We start from the raw sequence: 16,386 nt of genomic DNA on the forward strand, positions 1-16,386 counted from the left end.
TGAATCAGGCAGTCATGGCGGCAGCGCCTTGCTGCACTGCCTTGACGATGTTCTGGTAGCCGGTGCAGCGGCAGATGTTGCCTTCCAGCAGTTCGCGGATCTCGGCTTCGGAGGCGTGCGGGTTCTGCTGGCACAGGTCGATCGCGCTCATCACCATGCCGGTGGTGCAAAAGCCGCACTGCAGCCCGTGGCATTCCTTGAACGCCGCCTGCATCGGATGCAGCGTGCCGTCCGGTTGCGCCAGGCCTTCGATGGTGGTGATCTCGGCGCCGCTGGCCTGGGCTGCCAGCAGGTTGCACGACTTGACCGCGTGCCCGTTCATGATCACGGTGCAGGCGCCGCACTGGGCAGTGTCGCAGCCGACGTGGGTGCCGGTCAGATTCAGGTGTTCGCGCAACGCCTGGACCAGCAGCGTATTCGGAGGGAGGTCAAGGGTGGAGGATTTGCCATTGACCGTCAGTTGAACTTGCATGTGCTTGTCTCCTGTCTTTTGTTGTCAATCCAGCCTGTTTTTAGGCTTTACAGGATTCAAACAAAAGAGTCAAGTTTTGGCGCGCCAATCTGCAGATTGAGCGAATCAAGAGCCGGATATACATGGGTATACATATGTAACTAGTTGCCGATCGGAAAGAAAATGCATCGGTTGACGCCACTTAAATAAATGGCGTGAGGTCCAGGCAAATCAAACCTGCGCAGTCGCGGCTGGCATTACGCGATGATTGCAGGGGTATATTCAAAAAAGTGATATTTAATGGCGATAATTGGTGGCAATTATGTGGAGTATATGCACTGCTACAATGGCGCGCCCGGTCTCGCCCTTCATTTCCGCATGTCACATCCTCCGCAGTCTGGTCTGAATACCCCGCAGCGCGAAGCAGTCAAATACCTAGACGGTCCCTGCCTGGTGCTGGCCGGCGCCGGTTCCGGCAAGACCCGCGTGATCACGCAAAAGATCGCGCACCTGATCGAAAATTGCGGTTATGACCCCAAAAACATTGCGGCGCTGACCTTCACCAACAAGGCCGCGAGCGAAATGCAGGAACGCATCGCCAAGCTGCTGGTCGAGCCGAAGCAGGCCAAGCATTTGACGATCTCGACCTTCCACTCGCTGGGCGTGAAAATCCTGCGCCAGGAAGCGAAACACCTGGGTTTGAAGGACCGCTTCTCGATCCTGGACAGCGACGATTGTTTCGCGCTGGTGCAGGATCTGGCGGCGACCACCGACAAGCAGTTGATCCGCCGCATCCAGAACGCGATGTCGCTATGGAAAAATGCGATGCAGGACCCCGATACCGCGCTCAAGAACGCGCTGGACGAAGACGAAGCGCAGGCGGCGCGCATCTACCGCAGCTATGTGGCAACGCTGTCCGCCTACCAGGCGGTCGATTTCGACGACCTGATCCGGCTGCCGGTGGAGTTGTTCCGCGCCCACGACGAAGTGCGCGACAAGTGGCAGCGCCGGCTGCGCTACCTCTTGGTGGACGAATACCAGGACACCAACACCTGCCAGTACGAATTGGTGAAACTCTTGGTGACCGGCATCGGCAAGAAACCGCTGTTCACCGCGGTGGGCGACGACGACCAGGCGATCTATGCCTGGCGCGGCGCCACCATCGAAAACCTGAAGACCCTTCAGGTCGATTTTCCCGACCTGAAGGTGATCAAGCTGGAGCAGAACTACCGCTCCACCACGCGCATCCTGCAGGCCGCGAATGCCGTGATCGGCAACAACCCGAAGCTGTTCGAGAAGTCGCTATGGTCGGAGCACGGCCTGGGCGATCCGATCAAGGTGCTGGCGATGGAAGACGACGAGGCTGAAGCCGACCAGGTGGCGATCATGCTGTCGGCGCATCGCTTCGAGCGGCGCGCCAAGTTTTCCGACTACGCGATTCTGTACCGCGGCAACCACCAGGCGCGGGTGATCGAAAAGGCGCTGCGGCGCGAGCGGATACCGTACACCATGTCGGGCGGCCAGAGCTTCTTCGACCGCGCCGAGATCAAGGACATCATCAGCTACCTGCGCCTGATCGCCAATCAGGACGACGACCCGGCCTTCATCCGCGCCGTCACCACGCCCAAGCGCGGCGTCGGCCAAGCGACGCTGGAGGCGCTCGGCGCCTACGCCGGCCAGTGGCAATGTTCGCTGTTCGAAGCGATGTACAAGGGCGGCGTCGAGGCGATCCTGTCCGAGCGCCAACTGATGCCGCTGCGCCAGTTCGGCGACTTCATCAACCAGCTCGAAGCGCACGCGCACCGCGAGGGCCACGCGGCACGGCTGCTGGACGACATGATGAAGGAAATCGAGTACGAGGCTTATCTGTACAACACCTTCGACGAGCGCGCCGCGCAAAACAAGTGGCAGAACGTACTCGACTTCACCACCTGGCTGAAGGAAAAGAGCAGCGGCGGCAAGGATGGCGCCGATGCCGAAAAAAGCCTCCTGGACCTGACGCAGATGGTGGCGCTGATGACCATGCTCGACGGCCGCGACGAAGAGCCGGACGCCGTGCGCCTATCGACGCTGCACGCGTCGAAGGGGCTGGAATTTCCGCACGTATTCCTGGTCGGGGTCGAGGAAGGCATCCTGCCGCACAAGGGCGACCCCGATGCGCCGGTGGAGACGCTCGCCGCCCGCATCGAGGAAGAACGGCGCCTGATGTACGTCGGCATCACGCGCGCCCAGCGCACGCTGCACGTGTCCTGGTGCAAGAAGCGCAAGCGCGCGCGAGAGAGCGTGCAGTGCGACGTGTCGCGCTTCATCAAGGAAATGAAGCTGGACGAGGGCGATGCGGTGCCGACTGAAGCGGAAGCGATCACGCCGCAAAATCGGCTGGCGAATTTGAAGGCGCTGCTGGCCAAGTCGAACGCGGCTTGATGTCAGAGAAAACCCTGGTCACGGTTTAATATCAAGAAGCGGCTCGGTTCCGTCTCCAAGCTATTCGGCTTTCAGAAATTATACGGACGCCACATCGGCGATCAAGCTCTCTGCGGGAATGCCCAGCCCGGCATGCAAACGCCGGATCATTGCCAGCGTAAGCGGGCGTTTGCGGGTCAATACCTCATATACGCGATTGGTGCGGCCTATCATCGGTTCCAGATCCTTGGGCGTTAGGCCCGCCTGTTCCATGCGGAATTTAATCGCCTCAATCGGATCGGGCGGCAGGATTTCGTAGTGCTGTGCTTCGTAGTTTTCGATCAGCATGACCAGAATTTCGAAGCGATCGTCGTCCGCCGTGCCGGGTGCCGGTTCGTTATCGAAATAAGCGGCGACTTCGCGCAGCGCGGCTTCGTATTCGACTTTGGTACGGATAGGTTTCAATGCCGGTTTCAGTTCGGATTTCAGTTTCATCTTCACTCCTTTTCAATAGTGGCGGCATCGATCCTGTTGTACTCCTGATGGGTGCCGACAAACTTGATATAGACCACGCCCAGCCGGTGGGCCACGGCCACAATCAGTCGGTGGTCGTTACCCTTGATATTGAATACCACTCTGTTATTGGAAAGGAAACTCGCGCTGGGATAGCGTTTCTTGATGTCTTGGAATGTCTTCCATTGTGCCTTCACTGCTTCGTCGTACCAGGCTTTCAATGGCTGCTCCGCGTCGGGGTGCTTGCCCCAATATTCCAGCAAACGTTTTTTCGCGATGACTCTCATGTCTTGCATCATAGTCCCAATATGGGACTATAGCAATTCCGGAAAATGCGGCCAAAATTGGTTTTCCCTGCAGGATTGCGGGGCAATCACTGTCTGGTGTCCCTTATTCGGGATCTCTGGGATATTTTTTATCTGTCGCGCTTCTGCTGAGTGCCCACAAACCCAATACGGCCTGCGCCGCTCAGGCCAATCTTTCCCGCAGCCGGATCAAACCTTCCTGCGCCAGCGTCGCCACCAACTCGCCGCGCCGGTTGTACACATGCGCCAGGCTCAGCCCGCGGCCGCCGGAGGCGTTCGGGCTGTCCATCGCGAACAGCAGCCATTCGTCCATGCGGAACGGCCGGTGGAACCAGATCGTGTGGTCGAGGCTGGCGATTTGCAGGCGCGGGTCGCCCATGCGGATGCCGTGCGGCTGCAGCGCGGTCCAGAGCAGGCCGTAGTCGGAAACGTAGGCAAACAGCGATTCATGCGTCAAGCGCTCGTCGGGCAACCCCATCGGTGCGCGCACCCACACTTGCTTGCTCGGCTTGCCGTTGTGGCTGTCATAGATGTCGCCCGCATGATCGGCACGGAAATCGACCGGCACCGGCTGGAACAGCCGGCCGTCCTTGCCGCGCTCTTTCCAGGCTGCGACACTCGATGGCAGACTCTCGGGGTCGGCGGCCGGCGGCGCGTCCTTCTGGTGCGACAAGCCATCTTCCTCCTGCTGGAACGAGGCGGACATCACGAAAATCCGCCGCCCTTCCTGGTTGGCGACCACGCGCCGGGTCGAGAACGAGCCGCCGTCGCGCACCCGTTCGACTTCATATTCGATCGGCAAGCGGTGGTTGCCCGCCAGGATGAACAGCGAGTGCAGCGAATGCACGCGCCGCTGCGGCGCCTGGCCCGTCACGGTTTGCGTCGCCGCCTGCAATGCCTGTCCCAGCACTTGGCCGCCAAACACGTTCGGGCTGCCCATGAAATGGCTCTGGCCGCGGAAGCGGTCAGTGTCGATCGTCTCCAGTTGCAGCAAATTCAAGACTTGTTCGGTGTTGAAGAGGGTGTCGTCCGGCATCGTGGTTAGCCCGAAAATGGCCATTTCAAAAGAGTTTGGTTAAGACAAAACACGGCTGGCCCGGCGTTGCCCGCGGTGAACCTGTGACCGCCTCCCGGCGGTTGCGCGATTGCCAGTTTTCTTTGGGAAGGTGGAAAAGCACGTTCGTACCTAAAAACCCCTTAATACTATTCGAGTTTTGGGTTTGCAGTCGATTGGACGGACGCTCTTGTTGCAGGCGCGGTTGCATGGCGTTTCGACGGAGTCTGGCGCACGCAAGGCACGTGGTCAGAAAGCATGCATGGGTCGCGGTGCAAAGACGATACAGCCTTGCAGTGCCCGAAGCTGGTGTCAGGCCCGCAGGGCTATCTTGATACGGGAATTGTTACGCTCAACAACTAGATTTGTGCAACGTCCCCGGCACCGGCGCGATCCCGGTTATTGGCCCAGATCGTGAATGCCAGCATCGAGGTGACTCCGCTGGCGATGAGAAACGGATACGCTGCCAGCAATTGCACCAGCGAGTACTTCCAGGCCAGCGGTCGACCGACTCCCAGCATCGCGGCATACAGCCAGGACACACCGGATACGACGCCGCAGAATATGGCCAGCATCCGCTGGTTGAACTTCAAGTCCAGCAGCGAGCCGGCTTTTTTGATTGCTGGCATTACGGCCGAGTGCAGCAGATAACCATTGAGTGTTACCAGGATCACCATCCCGATTTTGGCTTGCAATTTCGGATTGTAGAAATAGGACAAGCCCTTGGTCGAAGCGTCAAGCCAGATAATGGCGGCACCGGTAATCCACAGCGCAATCAAGGCACTGGAAATCGTCGATTGCAATGAGTCGAGATGCGCGGGATCATGGTGTTCGGCACTCTCTCTGGCGGCCAGTTGCTTGATCATTTTCAGGTCGCTGGTCAGAATCAGACCGATGGCAATACAGCAAGCGACTAGATGAAGGTACACCACCCCTAGGCGGATGAGTTCCATGAATACTCCTATGTAAAAAGACCGGATGGTTGCCGGTCCCCGATTGGAAAAAGCAATCGTGCACGATCACAGGCTCTATACGAACCCATGCCGTGGGGAAAAGTTCCAGTACGGTCATTTCCATAGTTGCCAACACGTATCCATTTGGCATGCTTGATATGCACTCGAGTAGGCTGGACGCAGTCCGCGCAAGCCACGATTCAAGCTCAGAAAATCAGGGCCTGTTGCTGATCGGAGCGCCTTGGGATGACTTGGCCAGGCAATTGTTGTATCTTGCCGGCAATTCCTTCCTCATGGCATGCGCACGCGTCGGTTTGCGAAGTCATCGCCGTGGCACCGCAAACACGGAAAAATTCTGAAAAAGCTGACATTCTTTGCGCGTTTCGCGTCATTCCTGGTCCGGCATCCCGGCATGATCGTGGCCGGTTGCGGCGCATTTACGCTGATATTGCTGGCGCTGGTAGCGACGATGCTGGTGCAGGAGCGGCACGATGCGGCCGCGCGCGCGGCCGACAATGCGGGAAATCTGGCACTGATTGTCGAGCGCGACGTGGCGCGCACGGTTGAACTGTTCGACCTGTCGCTGCAGGCGGTGGTGGACGGCGTCCAGGATCCGGAAGTCATGCGTTTGTCGCCGCCATACCGGCAGCATCTGTTGTTCGACCGCTCCGCCAGCGCCGGGAAATACATGGGTGCGCTGCTCTACGTCGACGAACGTGGCGACATCGCCGTGGATTCGACCAGTCCGGTGCCACGCCAGGGCAATTTCGCCGACCGTTCGTGGTTTTCCGTGCACCGGGACAACCCTGCGGCCGGCCTGTTCATCAGTCCGCCCTACCAGTCGCGCCTGCGCAACCAGGAATGGAGTATTGCCTTCAGCCGGCGCGTCAATCATGCCGATGGCTCGTTTGCCGGGGTGGCGGTCGGCGCGCTTCGGATCAGCCATTTTCGCGATCTGCTGGCCGACCTGAAGCTCGGTCCGCATGGCGCGATCACGCTGTTTCACGAGGATGGCACGATCATCATGCGTTACCCGGATGGCGCCGCGCGCATTGGCAGCAACCTGAAGGGGACCTCGAACTTCGAACGCTTCAAGCAGGCGCGCGAGCGCTGGTTCTTCGGCCGCGCCGCGCTGGACGCGGAACAACGCCTGTACGTTTCCCGCAAATTCGAAAAAATTCCGATGCTGATCAGCGTCGCCCCAGCCCGGCAAGACATCTTTGCCGCCTGGACCCGGCGCGCATGGACGATAGGCGCATTTGCCCTGTTTCTGGCGGCCGCCTTGCTGGGCGCCGCCTGGCTGCTGGCCGAGCAGTTCCGGTACCGGATGAAGATCCAGAACGAGTTGCTGCTGCTATCGCGCAAGGATGGCCTGACCGGCCTGGACAACCGCCGCACGCTGGATCAGGCGCTGGAGAACGAATGGCAGCGTGCTAGGCGCGCAGACGCGCCGCTGTCGCTGGTGTTCATCGATATCGACCGCTTCAAGAATTTCAACGACAGCTATGGCCACCAGGCCGGAGATGATGTCCTGGCGGCGGTCGCGCAAGCGATTGGCGGCGCCGTCCGGCGCCCGGGCGATATCGCCGGCCGTTTCGGCGGCGAAGAGTTCGTGGTGGTGCTGCCGTCCACCGATACGGCCGGCGCGCTGCAGCTCGCAGCCAAGATTCACCGCGCGGTCCGCGCGCTGCGGATCGAGCACCAGACCAGCGAGTACGGGATCGTCACGGTCAGCATCGGCGTCGCCGGCGGCGACACGCTGGGGCGCGAACTGGATGCCGCAGGGCTGCTGCAGGCCGCCGACCAGGCGTTATATGCCGCCAAGACTGGCGGCAGGAATCGCAGCGCGGTGGCGACCTCGGTGCACACGGCCGACATCGTGGCCACCGACTGAACCCGCGCAGGACCCACCCCGGTTTGCGCTCACGCCGTTCGCTCCGGTTGTGCCGGCGCGTCCGGTGTGCCGATTCGGGTGCCGGGCTCTATGCCATGCCAGCAGACCTGGTTGCGGCCGCGCCGCTTGGCCTCGTACATCGCCTGGTCGGCATGCTTCATCAACTGTGCGCCGTCGCTGCCGTGCTCCGGATAGACCGCCACCCCGATGCTGGATGAAACCTGGAGGCTTTGGCCGTCGGCTATTTCGAACGGCTGGCTGAGTCTGTCGCAGATCGTCCGGGCCAGCGACAGCGCTTCCGGCAAGCCGGTGATGACTGGCAACAGCAGCACGAATTCGTCGCCGCCGATGCGCGCCACGGTATCGGAGGCGCGCACGCAGTCGTGCAGGCGCTTGGCCACTGCCTGCAGCAACAGGTTGCCGACATGGTGCCCCAGCTCGTCGTTGATCGACTTGAACTGGTCGAGATCGAGAAACAGCACCGCCAGTTGCTGCCGGTTGCGCCCGGCCAGGATCAGCGCCTGCTGCAGGCGGTCCGAGAACAGCGGCAGGTTCGGCAGGTCGGTCAGCGTGTCGTGCTGCGCCAGATGGCGGTAGCGCGCTTCGCTGGCGCGCAGCGCCGCCGTCATGTTGCTGGCCAGCGCGAACGCGCGTTCGCGGCCCGAGACCAGAACCCAGGTTAGCAGCGCCAGTAGCAGGCTCAAGCTGATGCCGGCCAGCGCGATCATCTGCGGGCGGTTTCTGGCCAGCGGCGCGCCGCCGGCGGCTGGCATGCTGATCTCCAGCGTCCAGGTGCGGCCGGCGACCTCGAGGTATTCCAGCCGCTTGACGCTGCCGGCGTCTTCATCCTCGCCATGCTGGATTGAGGTGTACAGCAGGTTTTGCGGTGACAGCTCGATGCCGTCGAAGATGCGGATGCGGGTACCGTACCGGTGCGCGCCGTACAAGCTGGCCATCAGTTTGTGCATGCGAAACGGCGCGGAAACCCAGCCGGTCAGGTTGGCGCGCCGGGTTGCCAGCGTATCGTGGGGCGCATCCTTGCGATACAGCGGCAGATACATGATGAAGCCGGGTTGGGGGGCATGACCGGAGCCCAGCCCGAGCTTGCCGGTAATCGATGGCACGTCGGCGTCGCGCGCCAGTTCCATCGCCGGGCGCTGCAGCGGATCGGTGCAGGCGTCGAAGCCGAGCAGTGCCAGCCGGCCCGACGGTGTCGGCTCGATCTGGCTCAGCGGTGCGTACAGCGCGCGTTCGCCCTCCGGCCAGATCTGGTAGTTGTCCCAGCCGCGCTGGCGCATCGCCGCCACATGTGCGCTGCGCCCGGCTTGCGGCACGAGCGGGATGAGGCCGACGTCGTCGAGGCCGGAAAAGTCGGCATTCAGGCGCAGCGCCTCGACGTAGGCGCGAAACGCCTCCGGCTCGACCTGCCCGGACGCGGCAAACAAGCCCTGCACGCCGCGCAGGACCTGCTGGTAGGTCGTCATCGCCTGCTGGATGCGGCTGACGTTGCCGCGCAGTACGAAATCGAGCGTGGCCTGCTGATCGCGTGCCACGCTCTGACGCTCATGCTGCCACAGCAGCCAGGTAACCCCCAGTGCGCCGGCAAGAACCAGCGGCGTCAGCAGGCGGCGTGGCAGGCGGTACATGATGAAGTCAGAAGTCGACCATGGCGCGCGTCAGTTCCGGGCCGAAGTACTTGCCGAAAATGCGGTGCACGGTGCCGTCGGCGCGCATCTCGTTCACCAGCGCGCGCCATTTTTGTTGCTCCGACGACGACAGCGCCCGGTTGGACATGATCAGCCCATGCGGTACCGCCGGGTCGCCGGTATCGATGATGGTGGTGATGGCGCGGATCGGGGTGGTCTCGATTTGCGGATAGTCAAACGGTTCAATGATCATCCCCTGCACCCGGTTCAGGGTCAGGATCTGATACAGCGGTTCGAGCCGGGAGGCGTATTCGACCCGCTGGTCGGCATCCAGGCGATGCAGCATCCAATCCGCATTTCTGCTGTAGCGAAAGCTGCGGATGGCGCCCAGCTTGAGTTTGCCGTCCCGGACGAAATCGGCAACGCTGCCGACGCCGGCGTCGCGCCGCGCCAGCAGATAGTACTTGTTGGCAAAATACCAGGCGAAACCGGCGAAGCGCCTGCGCTCCTCGGTGGCGATGCCGGACAGGCTGAAATCGAGCGCGCCGGATTCGATCAGTTGCCAGATGCGGTCGCGCGGCATGACGCTGACGGCGATCTGGCAGCCGCTGCGGGCGGTCAGTGCGTCGGCAAAATCGCGATCGATACCGGTATCGGTTTGCGCAGAATACAGCAAGCCGTGGTCATGCAGCGCCAGTGTCAGGCGGCGCGAACAGTCGGGGCCATCGGTGCCGGCCGCGCTGGCCGTGACGGCGGCACCAAGAAGAAACCAGACCAGCGGCAAGCGGCATCCAAGGCGCATCGTCCTTCCTTTGCAAATAGCGGCGGTAGAGCCGGCGGCTCAACTGCTGCCCCGCACCGAACCTGAAATATATACCCGAATTGTGCATGCGTTGCATTGAATAAAGATCCGCTGATCGGCCGCCCGATTTATTCCGGCAGCGATAGCGCCGGCAGCTTGCCTGCCCGACGCGACTCGGCGCCAAGCCTGCGCCCCGGGCAGAGCGTGAGGTGAGTGCTGCAGATTTTCCTTGCATCCGGCTTTGTTGGTGATAATATACCCTGTATAGTATTGTAGTAAACCACCCTGTTTTACTTGCGAAGGAGGTATATCTTGTACGATGCTCCGCTGAAAGTCGTCGAAGGCACGGCCTTGAACGGCGAACAAAAGAAAGACCTGCTGAATCGTCTGGCACGGGTCGAAGGCCAATTGCGCGGCGTGCAGAAACTGGTGGCGCAGGCTGCGGTACCGGCCGACTGCGATGGCGTGGCGCAACAACTGGCGGCAGCCCGCAAGGCGCTGGATCGCGCCTTCGTGACGCTCTTGACCGGCGCCATCGTCACCCATACCAGCGGCGCCGCCAGCACCGAAGACGCTGCTGAGCGTGCCAAACACCTGGCGGAGATGCTGGCCAAGTTCGCCTGAGCCTTTCGGGTTCCGGTCGATATCACATACTGCTGGTATCGACCTGTTATTTCGTGCATGAAATGGCGATGTGCAAGATATACCCATGCAGGACTGGGCGCGGGGATTGACCCCGCCTGGAGTTGGCTCAAGCCGGCTTGTCTTGTGCGCAACTAAACTCCCGGCGCCATCGTCTAACGGGCTCTCCTTCCTGTTGGACGCTCGCCATGCCCCATTCCTTGCATCCGCTCGCGCGGACGATTGCCCTGCTGTTGTTGCTGTTGCTGGCTGCCTGCGGCGGTGGGGGCGGCGACAACGGCCGGCAAGCCGCGCTGCCGGCCGCCAGTGTCACGGCCGCCGATACCTTCAACGCCATCAATCTGCGGCGCCAGCAAGCGGGCTTGCCTGCGCTGGTGCGCAACGGCTTGCTGGACCTGGCCGCGCAAGGACATTCCGATTACCAGCGGCTAAATAACGTCATCATGCATGTGCAGCAGCCCGGCAGCCCCGGCTTTACCGGTGCCACGCTGACCAATCGGCTGGACGCTGCCGGCTACCGTTTTACCCAACCCACCTCGGCCTACGGCGAAGTGCTGGTGGCGACCGGCAACCCGGCCGGCGCCAGCGTGGCCGACGCCTTGCTGGTCGCGATCTATCACCGTTTCATCGTGCTCGAGCCGCGCTTCAAGGAGATCGGCGTCGGCTCCGCCGCGGTGCCGGACGGCTACACGTATGTCACGGTGGATTTGGCCGCTGACGGCTTCGGTCCGGCACTGGCGCCGGGCACAGTGGCGGTCTATCCGACACCCGGCCAGCAACAGGTGCCGACGGTTTTTTTCAGCGATAACGAAACCCCGGACCCGGTTGCCGACGCCAATGCGGTCGGCTATCCGGTCAGCGTCCAGGCCGGCATCGCGACGCCGCTCACGGTCGACAGCTTCACCATCCGGCCGCGCGCCGGGCTGCCCCTGGCGGTCAAGCTGCTGATCCCTGCGCCGGATACCGAAACTCCGGAGGGCGCGGCCGCCATCATACCGCTGACGGTACTGCAGCCGGGCACCACCTACGACGTGCAATTCAGCGGCAGCGCCGGCGGCCAGGCAGTCAGCCGCGCCTGGTCATTTACCACCCAGTAGCCCGGTGGCGGGTTTTACCGCTACCAACTCTGCCGCCATTCCCTCGCGACTGCTTGCGCGTGTTGCCCGTCTTGCCGCCAAGCAGGCAAAAAAAAGCCCGCGCACCTTGCGGCGGCGGGCACAATCCAATTCCTGGATGAATCGGAGGAGACACAGTCGATATGTGTCCCGGTGATTCGTTTTCAAGGGCGCGCTTTGGCATGAATACCCACAAATTTTGTGGATAAGCCAGTGCATATCTTCCTTGCGCACCGGCTTAAGCGGCGTCGGCATTGGCTTTGCTTGCGATGCCGCAATATCGATCAATCTCAAGGCGGGCATGGGCAGAGGGCCGGCTCTGCCGACTTTCGCTATTTGCCAATGCAAAAGCGCGAAAAAATGACCCCCAGCAAATCGTCCGGCGTGAACTTGCCGGTGATGCTGGCCAGACGGTCCTGCGCCAGCCGCAAGTCTTCGGCGAACAGGTCGAGCGCCTGGTCGTTGACGCTGTGCTCGGCATTGGCATGCGCGGCGGCGCTGTCGAGATGTGCGCGCGCCGCCTGCAGCGCGATCAAGTGGCGTTCTCGCGCCAGGTACAGCGATTCGCCGGTTTGTTGCCAGCCGGCGATGCGCAGCAATTCGGCGCGCAGCAGGTCGATGCCGCGCCGTTCGGTGGCCGACAGGTATATGTGGGTAGCGTCCGGCATGCGGTCGGCGGCCGGCTTGTGGCCGGACAGGTCGATCTTGTTCCAGACGCGTAGTACCGGGATGCCGGGCGGAAAGCGCTCGACGATCTTTTCGTCGGCGCGGGTCGGGCCGCGATTGGCGTCCAGCAGGTGCAGGATGACGTCGGCTTGCTCGACTTCGTTCCAGGCGCGCTCGATGCCGATCCGTTCCACCTGGTCGCTATCTTGCGCGCTGTCGCTGCTGATATCGCGGATGCCGGCGGTGTCGATGATGCGCAGCGGCAAGCCGTCGACCTGGATGGTTTCGATCACCTTGTCGCGTGTGGTGCCGGCGATCGGCGTCACGATCGCGACATCGGCGCCGGCCAGCGCATTCAACAGCGACGATTTGCCGACGTTCGGTTGGCCGGTCAGCACTACGTTCAAGCCCTCGCGCAGCAACGCGCCTTGTGCGGCTTGCGTGAAGATCTGATCCAGCGTCGTGCGGATCTCGGCCAGTTGACCGCGGGCATCGGATTTTTCCAGGAAATCGATCTCCTCTTCCGGGAAATCGAGCGTGGCTTCGACCAGCATGCGCAGGTGGGTCACTTTTTCCACCAGTTCGTGGATGGTCTTGGAAAAGGCCCCGGACAGCGAACGCGAGGCTGAACGCGCCGCGGCTTCGGTCGAGGCTTCGATCAGATCGGCCACCGCTTCCGCCTGCGCCAGATCGAGCTTGTCGTTCATGAAGGCGCGCCGCGTGAATTCGCCCGGCTCGGCCAGCCGCAGGCCGATCCCGGCGCCGGCCTCGAGACAGCGCGCCAGCAGCATTTGCAGCACCACCGGACCGCCGTGGCCGTGCAGTTCCAGCACGTCTTCGCCGGTATAGGAATGCGGCGCCTGGAAATACAGCGCCAAGCCCTGGTCGATGACTTCGCCCTTGGCGTCAGTGAACGGCAGGTAGGTGGCGTGACGCGGGGCCAGGTTGGCGGCGGCGCCGAACAGCGCCGCGATCACCGGTGTCAGGTTCTTGCCGGACAGGCGTACGACGCCGATGCCGCCGCGTCCGGGCGCGGTGGCGATGGCGGCGATGGGGGAAGAGTCGAGGTTCATGCCTGAATTCTAAGGGGCAGGGGGAAAATGAAAAAGCCTGTGGAGATTAAACCACAGGCTTTGCGCGATATCGGCTGGAGCTTACTTGATGGTGCCAGCTTCCATCTTCTTGGTGATGACCCACTGCTGGGCGATCGACAGGATGTTGTTGACTACCCAGTACAGCACCAGCCCGGCCGGGAAGAAGAAGAACATGACCGAGAATACGATCGGCATGAACAGCATCACCTTGGCCTGGATCGGATCCGGCGGCGTCGGATTGAGCTTGGTCTGGATGAACATCGAGACCGCCATCACGACCGGCAGGATGTAGAACGGATCGGGCGACGCCAGGTCGTGGATCCAGCCCAGCCAGGGTGCGTTGCGGATTTCGACCGAGGCCAGCAGCACCCAGTAAAGCGCGATGAAGACCGGGATCTGGACCACGATCGGCAGGCAGCCGCCAAGCGGATTGATCTTCTCGGTCTTGTAGAGCTGCATCATTTCCTGGTTCATCTTGGCCGGATCGCCCTTGTGGCGCTCGCGGATTGCCTGCATCTTCGGCGTCACTTGCTTCATCTTGGCCATGCTGCGATAGCTGGCGGCCGAGAGCGGGAAGAACACCAGCTTGATCAGCACCGTCAGCACGATGATGGTCCAGCCCCAGTTGCCGAGCACCTTGTGAATATAGGTCATCAGGCTGAAAATCGGCTTGGCGACGATCGTCAGCCAGCCATAATCCTTGACCAGTTCCAGCCCCGGTGCGAGTTTTTCCAGCACCGAGGAAATCTGCGGTCCGGAATACAGGTGGGTGTCGACCGTAGTGCTGGCGCCCGGCGCGATCGTTCCCAGCGGCTGGATGGTGCCGACCGCATACAGGTTGGGCGCGACCGTCTTCGTGAAGATTTCGCGCGGTGCCTTGTCTTGTGGAATCAGCGCCGAAACGAAGTAGTGCTGCACCATCGCAATCCAGCCATTGTCGGCCTGGCGCGCGTGATCCGCCTTGCCTTCCTTGATCTTGTCGAAAGTCATTTTCTGGTACTTGTCGGCATCGGTATAGATCGCCGGGCCGATGAAGGTGCTGTAGAACATCGAATCGCCGGGCGGCTTGTTGCCGTCATGCACCAGTTGCAGGTAGAGCGAGGGTGCGATCGGCGCGCCGCTGCCGTTGGTGACGGTGTGCTTCAGGTCGATTGTGTAGTCGCCGCGGCTGAAGGTATAGGTCTTGGTCAGCTTGACGCCGTCCTGCTCGGACACCAGCACCAATTGCACCTGATTGGAGCCATCCAGCGTGCGCACCCCGGGCTGGGCGACGAAAAGCGATTTATGGTTCGGGAACGGACCGCCGATCAGGCCCGATTCGCCCAGATAGGTGAGTTTCTGGCTGTCGTCGAACAGCACCAGGTTCTTGCTCGGATCGAGCGTGTCCTTGTGCTGCAGCAATTCCAGGCGTTTCAATTCGCCGCCGATGGTGTCGATATCGGCTTTCATCACGTCGGTGGTGATGGTGATGGTTTCGCCGTGCGCCGCGGCCGGGCCGCCGGCAACCTCGCCGGCCGCGCTGCCGGCGCTGGCCTGAGCGGGGTTGCTGGCTTGCGGCAATTCGCCACGCTTGGTTTCATTGCCGGTGCCCGGCGCCGGCGCAGCCTGTTGCGAGGCAGTCGGGAAAAACATCGACGGCTTGCCGTTGTGCCGCATCCAGTTGTCCCACAGGATCAGTATCGACAGGGAAAACACGACCCACAGCACGGTACGTTTGATATCCATATTGGTGTTTCTCAGGAAAATTCAGGAATGACCGCAACCGTGATGGCTTGCAGAAGATGGATCGGGAGTGCGGCTTGGCACCGGGTCGAATCCGCCCGGATGCCACGGATGGCACTTGCACAGCCGCCGCGCGGCCAGCGCGCTGCCTTTGACGGCGCCATATTCGCGGATGGCCTCGGCGGCGTAGTCCGAGCAGCTCGGATAAAAGCGGCAGTTCTGGCCCAGGAACGGGCTGATGCCCAGCTTGTATCCGCGCAATAGCAGCAGGAACAGCTTTTTCATACTCCCTCTCCGGGCTGGCGCTGTGATTCGAACAACTGCTTCAATTCCGCGTGCAACTGCGCTTTCAGCCGGGCGCTGATCGCGGCGTCGGCCTTGCGGTTGAGCGCTTGCGCCAGGCGCACGATGTAGTCGCAAGCTGGCAGCGGCGTCTGGCGGAACCATTCGCGCGCCGCCCGCTTGATCGCGTTGCGGGTCACGGCACGCGGCGCCAGCCGCTTGGCTGCCACCACCCCCAGGCGCGCCTGGGGCAAGGAATTGGGGCGGGCATAAAGGACGAAATGCGCCGTTTTTCGAACCGGGCGCAAACGAAAAACGGATGAAAAGTCATCCGTTTTAACGATACGCCGAGCGCGGGGGTAGGCGTGCGAAAGGCCGTCAGTCACGCCAACAGCAGGGTAGCTCCGCCTCAGACCGCGAGGCGCTTGCGGCCTTTGGCGCGGCGCGCGTTGAGCACGGCGCGGCCACCGGCGGTTGCCATGCGGGCACGAAAGCCGTGGGTGCGTTTGCGCCGTACGACGGAAGGCTGGTAGGTACGTTTCATGGTTGATCTCGCTAATGTGCAGAAATTAAATTGGGGCAGCGCGCATATCGCCTGACACCTTGGTGGTTCGGGGCGCCGCCGGCACGGCGCCCGTATTGCGCGCGTGGAACGGATGGTGAACCCTGAATTAGACAGTACTTTCTGCTTGTTTGTCAATGACTTGCTGATGCTTGGCGGGGATTGGCAAAGTGCCACCAACCGGGAAATAAGCGGCATGCCTGTGGATAACTTGGGCCCGGGAGGGTAAAATAGCTTGAATGTGTGGCGCGCTTACCAGCAGTAAAAACGGCTCGCAGCCGG

16 protein-coding genes are annotated in these 16,386 nt (G+C 61.9%); 4 read left to right on the plus strand and 12 right to left on the minus strand.

What is annotated here, in order from left to right:
- Positions 1 to 4: 4 nt before the first annotated feature.
- Positions 5 to 472, minus strand: coding sequence for a (2Fe-2S)-binding protein (locus tag ACK2VC_RS09835; protein ID WP_486730165.1), 468 nt, complete (start codon positions 470 to 472; stop codon positions 5 to 7).
- 357 nt (positions 473 to 829) lie between these two features.
- Between ACK2VC_RS09835 and ACK2VC_RS09840 the strand changes: the two genes are divergently transcribed.
- Positions 830 to 2,875 (plus strand): UvrD-helicase domain-containing protein, encoded by a 2,046-nt coding sequence (locus ACK2VC_RS09840; RefSeq protein WP_486730166.1) that lies wholly within the window; start codon positions 830 to 832, stop codon positions 2,873 to 2,875.
- Between the two features lie 78 nt (positions 2,876 to 2,953).
- Here the strand turns inward: ACK2VC_RS09840 and ACK2VC_RS09845 are convergent, their stop codons facing one another.
- The 4 genes from ACK2VC_RS09845 to ACK2VC_RS09860 all read right to left on the minus strand — a co-directional run bounded on the left by ACK2VC_RS09845 (position 2,954) and on the right by ACK2VC_RS09860 (position 5,679).
- Positions 2,954 to 3,349, minus strand: coding sequence for a helix-turn-helix domain-containing protein (locus ACK2VC_RS09845; protein WP_486730167.1), 396 nt, complete (start codon positions 3,347 to 3,349; stop codon positions 2,954 to 2,956).
- Positions 3,350 to 3,351: 2 nt separating this feature from the next.
- A complete protein-coding gene (locus ACK2VC_RS09850) occupies positions 3,352 to 3,654 on the minus strand; it encodes a type II toxin-antitoxin system HigB family toxin (protein WP_486730168.1) in 303 nt (100 codons plus the stop codon).
- 181 nt (positions 3,655 to 3,835) lie between these two features.
- Positions 3,836 to 4,708 carry an acyl-CoA thioesterase gene (locus ACK2VC_RS09855; protein ID WP_486730169.1) on the minus strand — a complete coding sequence of 291 codons (873 nt, stop codon included), beginning with the start codon at positions 4,706 to 4,708 and terminating at the stop codon, positions 3,836 to 3,838.
- Between the two features lie 377 nt (positions 4,709 to 5,085).
- Complete coding sequence (locus ACK2VC_RS09860; protein ID WP_486730170.1) at positions 5,086 to 5,679, minus strand: hypothetical protein; 594 nt, start codon at positions 5,677 to 5,679, stop codon at positions 5,086 to 5,088.
- A 412-nt stretch (positions 5,680 to 6,091) separates the two neighbouring features.
- Between ACK2VC_RS09860 and ACK2VC_RS09865 the strand changes: the two genes are divergently transcribed.
- Positions 6,092 to 7,573, plus strand: coding sequence for a GGDEF domain-containing protein (locus ACK2VC_RS09865; RefSeq protein WP_486730171.1), 1,482 nt, complete (start codon positions 6,092 to 6,094; stop codon positions 7,571 to 7,573).
- A gap of 29 nt (positions 7,574 to 7,602) precedes the next feature.
- On the opposite strand, the gene ACK2VC_RS09870 is transcribed toward ACK2VC_RS09865, so the two are convergent.
- Together ACK2VC_RS09870 and ACK2VC_RS09875 are read right to left on the minus strand one after the other, a co-directional pair.
- Complete coding sequence (locus ACK2VC_RS09870) at positions 7,603 to 9,219, minus strand: CHASE domain-containing protein (protein WP_486730172.1); 1,617 nt, start codon at positions 9,217 to 9,219, stop codon at positions 7,603 to 7,605.
- A gap of 7 nt (positions 9,220 to 9,226) precedes the next feature.
- Positions 9,227 to 10,021 (minus strand): substrate-binding periplasmic protein, encoded by a 795-nt coding sequence (locus tag ACK2VC_RS09875; RefSeq protein WP_486730173.1) that lies wholly within the window; start codon positions 10,019 to 10,021, stop codon positions 9,227 to 9,229.
- A 312-nt stretch (positions 10,022 to 10,333) separates the two neighbouring features.
- Here ACK2VC_RS09875 and ACK2VC_RS09880 point away from each other — a divergent pair, with 312 nt between their 5' ends.
- Positions 10,334 to 10,645: a metal-sensitive transcriptional regulator gene (locus ACK2VC_RS09880; RefSeq protein ID WP_486730174.1), complete on the plus strand. Its 312-nt coding sequence runs from the start codon at positions 10,334 to 10,336 to the stop codon at positions 10,643 to 10,645.
- 206 nt (positions 10,646 to 10,851) lie between these two features.
- Entirely contained in the window at positions 10,852 to 11,760 is a 909-nt protein-coding gene (locus ACK2VC_RS09885; RefSeq protein ID WP_486730175.1) for a CAP domain-containing protein, read from the plus strand.
- 350 nt (positions 11,761 to 12,110) lie between these two features.
- On the opposite strand, the gene mnmE is transcribed toward ACK2VC_RS09885, so the two are convergent.
- The 5 genes from mnmE to rpmH form a co-directional block, all read right to left on the minus strand.
- Positions 12,111 to 13,517 carry a tRNA uridine-5-carboxymethylaminomethyl(34) synthesis GTPase MnmE gene (gene mnmE / locus ACK2VC_RS09890; RefSeq protein ID WP_486730176.1) on the minus strand — a complete coding sequence of 469 codons (1,407 nt, stop codon included), beginning with the start codon at positions 13,515 to 13,517 and terminating at the stop codon, positions 12,111 to 12,113.
- An 81-nt stretch (positions 13,518 to 13,598) separates the two neighbouring features.
- A complete protein-coding gene (gene yidC / locus ACK2VC_RS09895; protein WP_486730177.1) occupies positions 13,599 to 15,263 on the minus strand; it encodes a membrane protein insertase YidC in 1,665 nt (554 codons plus the stop codon).
- 21 nt (positions 15,264 to 15,284) lie between these two features.
- The gene (gene yidD, locus ACK2VC_RS09900) at positions 15,285 to 15,545 is read right to left on the minus strand and encodes a membrane protein insertion efficiency factor YidD (RefSeq protein WP_486730178.1); all 261 of its coding nucleotides are present in this window, start codon (positions 15,543 to 15,545) and stop codon (positions 15,285 to 15,287) included.
- The gene (locus tag ACK2VC_RS09905; protein ID WP_486730179.1) at positions 15,542 to 15,850 is read right to left on the minus strand and encodes a ribonuclease P protein component; all 309 of its coding nucleotides are present in this window, start codon (positions 15,848 to 15,850) and stop codon (positions 15,542 to 15,544) included. Before ACK2VC_RS09905 ends, yidD begins: the two co-directional genes overlap by 4 nt.
- A gap of 101 nt (positions 15,851 to 15,951) precedes the next feature.
- Complete coding sequence (gene rpmH, locus ACK2VC_RS09910) at positions 15,952 to 16,086, minus strand: 50S ribosomal protein L34 (RefSeq protein ID WP_486730180.1); 135 nt, start codon at positions 16,084 to 16,086, stop codon at positions 15,952 to 15,954.
- Between the last annotated feature and the right edge of the window lie 300 nt (positions 16,087 to 16,386).

The sequence above is a fragment of the Herbaspirillum sp. WTB6 genome, from assembly GCF_057457785.1.

What these genes read in the sequence shown, in the direction of transcription:
- ACK2VC_RS09885 (WP_486730175.1), top strand. Translation starts at nt 10,852, where the DNA reads ATGCCCCATTCCTTGCATCCGCTCGCGCGGACGATTGCCCTGCTGTTG.
- yidD (WP_486730178.1), bottom strand. Translation starts at nt 15,545, where the DNA reads ATGAAAAAGCTGTTCCTGCTGCTATTGCGCGGATACAAGCTGGGCATC.
- ACK2VC_RS09850 (WP_486730168.1), bottom strand. Translation starts at nt 3,654, where the DNA reads ATGAGAGTCATCGCGAAAAAACGTTTGCTGGAATATTGGGGCAAGCAC.
- ACK2VC_RS09855 (WP_486730169.1), bottom strand. Translation starts at nt 4,708, where the DNA reads ATGCCGGACGACACCCTCTTCAACACCGAACAAGTCTTGAATTTGCTG.
- ACK2VC_RS09865 (WP_486730171.1), top strand. Translation starts at nt 6,092, where the DNA reads ATGATCGTGGCCGGTTGCGGCGCATTTACGCTGATATTGCTGGCGCTG.
- ACK2VC_RS09835 (WP_486730165.1), bottom strand. Translation starts at nt 472, where the DNA reads ATGCAAGTTCAACTGACGGTCAATGGCAAATCCTCCACCCTTGACCTC.
- ACK2VC_RS09840 (WP_486730166.1), top strand. Translation starts at nt 830, where the DNA reads ATGTCACATCCTCCGCAGTCTGGTCTGAATACCCCGCAGCGCGAAGCA.
- rpmH (WP_486730180.1), bottom strand. Translation starts at nt 16,086, where the DNA reads ATGAAACGTACCTACCAGCCTTCCGTCGTACGGCGCAAACGCACCCAC.
- ACK2VC_RS09875 (WP_486730173.1), bottom strand. Translation starts at nt 10,021, where the DNA reads ATGCGCCTTGGATGCCGCTTGCCGCTGGTCTGGTTTCTTCTTGGTGCC.
- ACK2VC_RS09860 (WP_486730170.1), bottom strand. Translation starts at nt 5,679, where the DNA reads ATGGAACTCATCCGCCTAGGGGTGGTGTACCTTCATCTAGTCGCTTGC.
- ACK2VC_RS09870 (WP_486730172.1), bottom strand. Translation starts at nt 9,219, where the DNA reads ATGTACCGCCTGCCACGCCGCCTGCTGACGCCGCTGGTTCTTGCCGGC.
- yidC (WP_486730177.1), bottom strand. Translation starts at nt 15,263, where the DNA reads ATGGATATCAAACGTACCGTGCTGTGGGTCGTGTTTTCCCTGTCGATA.
- mnmE (WP_486730176.1), bottom strand. Translation starts at nt 13,517, where the DNA reads ATGAACCTCGACTCTTCCCCCATCGCCGCCATCGCCACCGCGCCCGGA.
- ACK2VC_RS09845 (WP_486730167.1), bottom strand. Translation starts at nt 3,349, where the DNA reads ATGAAACTGAAATCCGAACTGAAACCGGCATTGAAACCTATCCGTACC.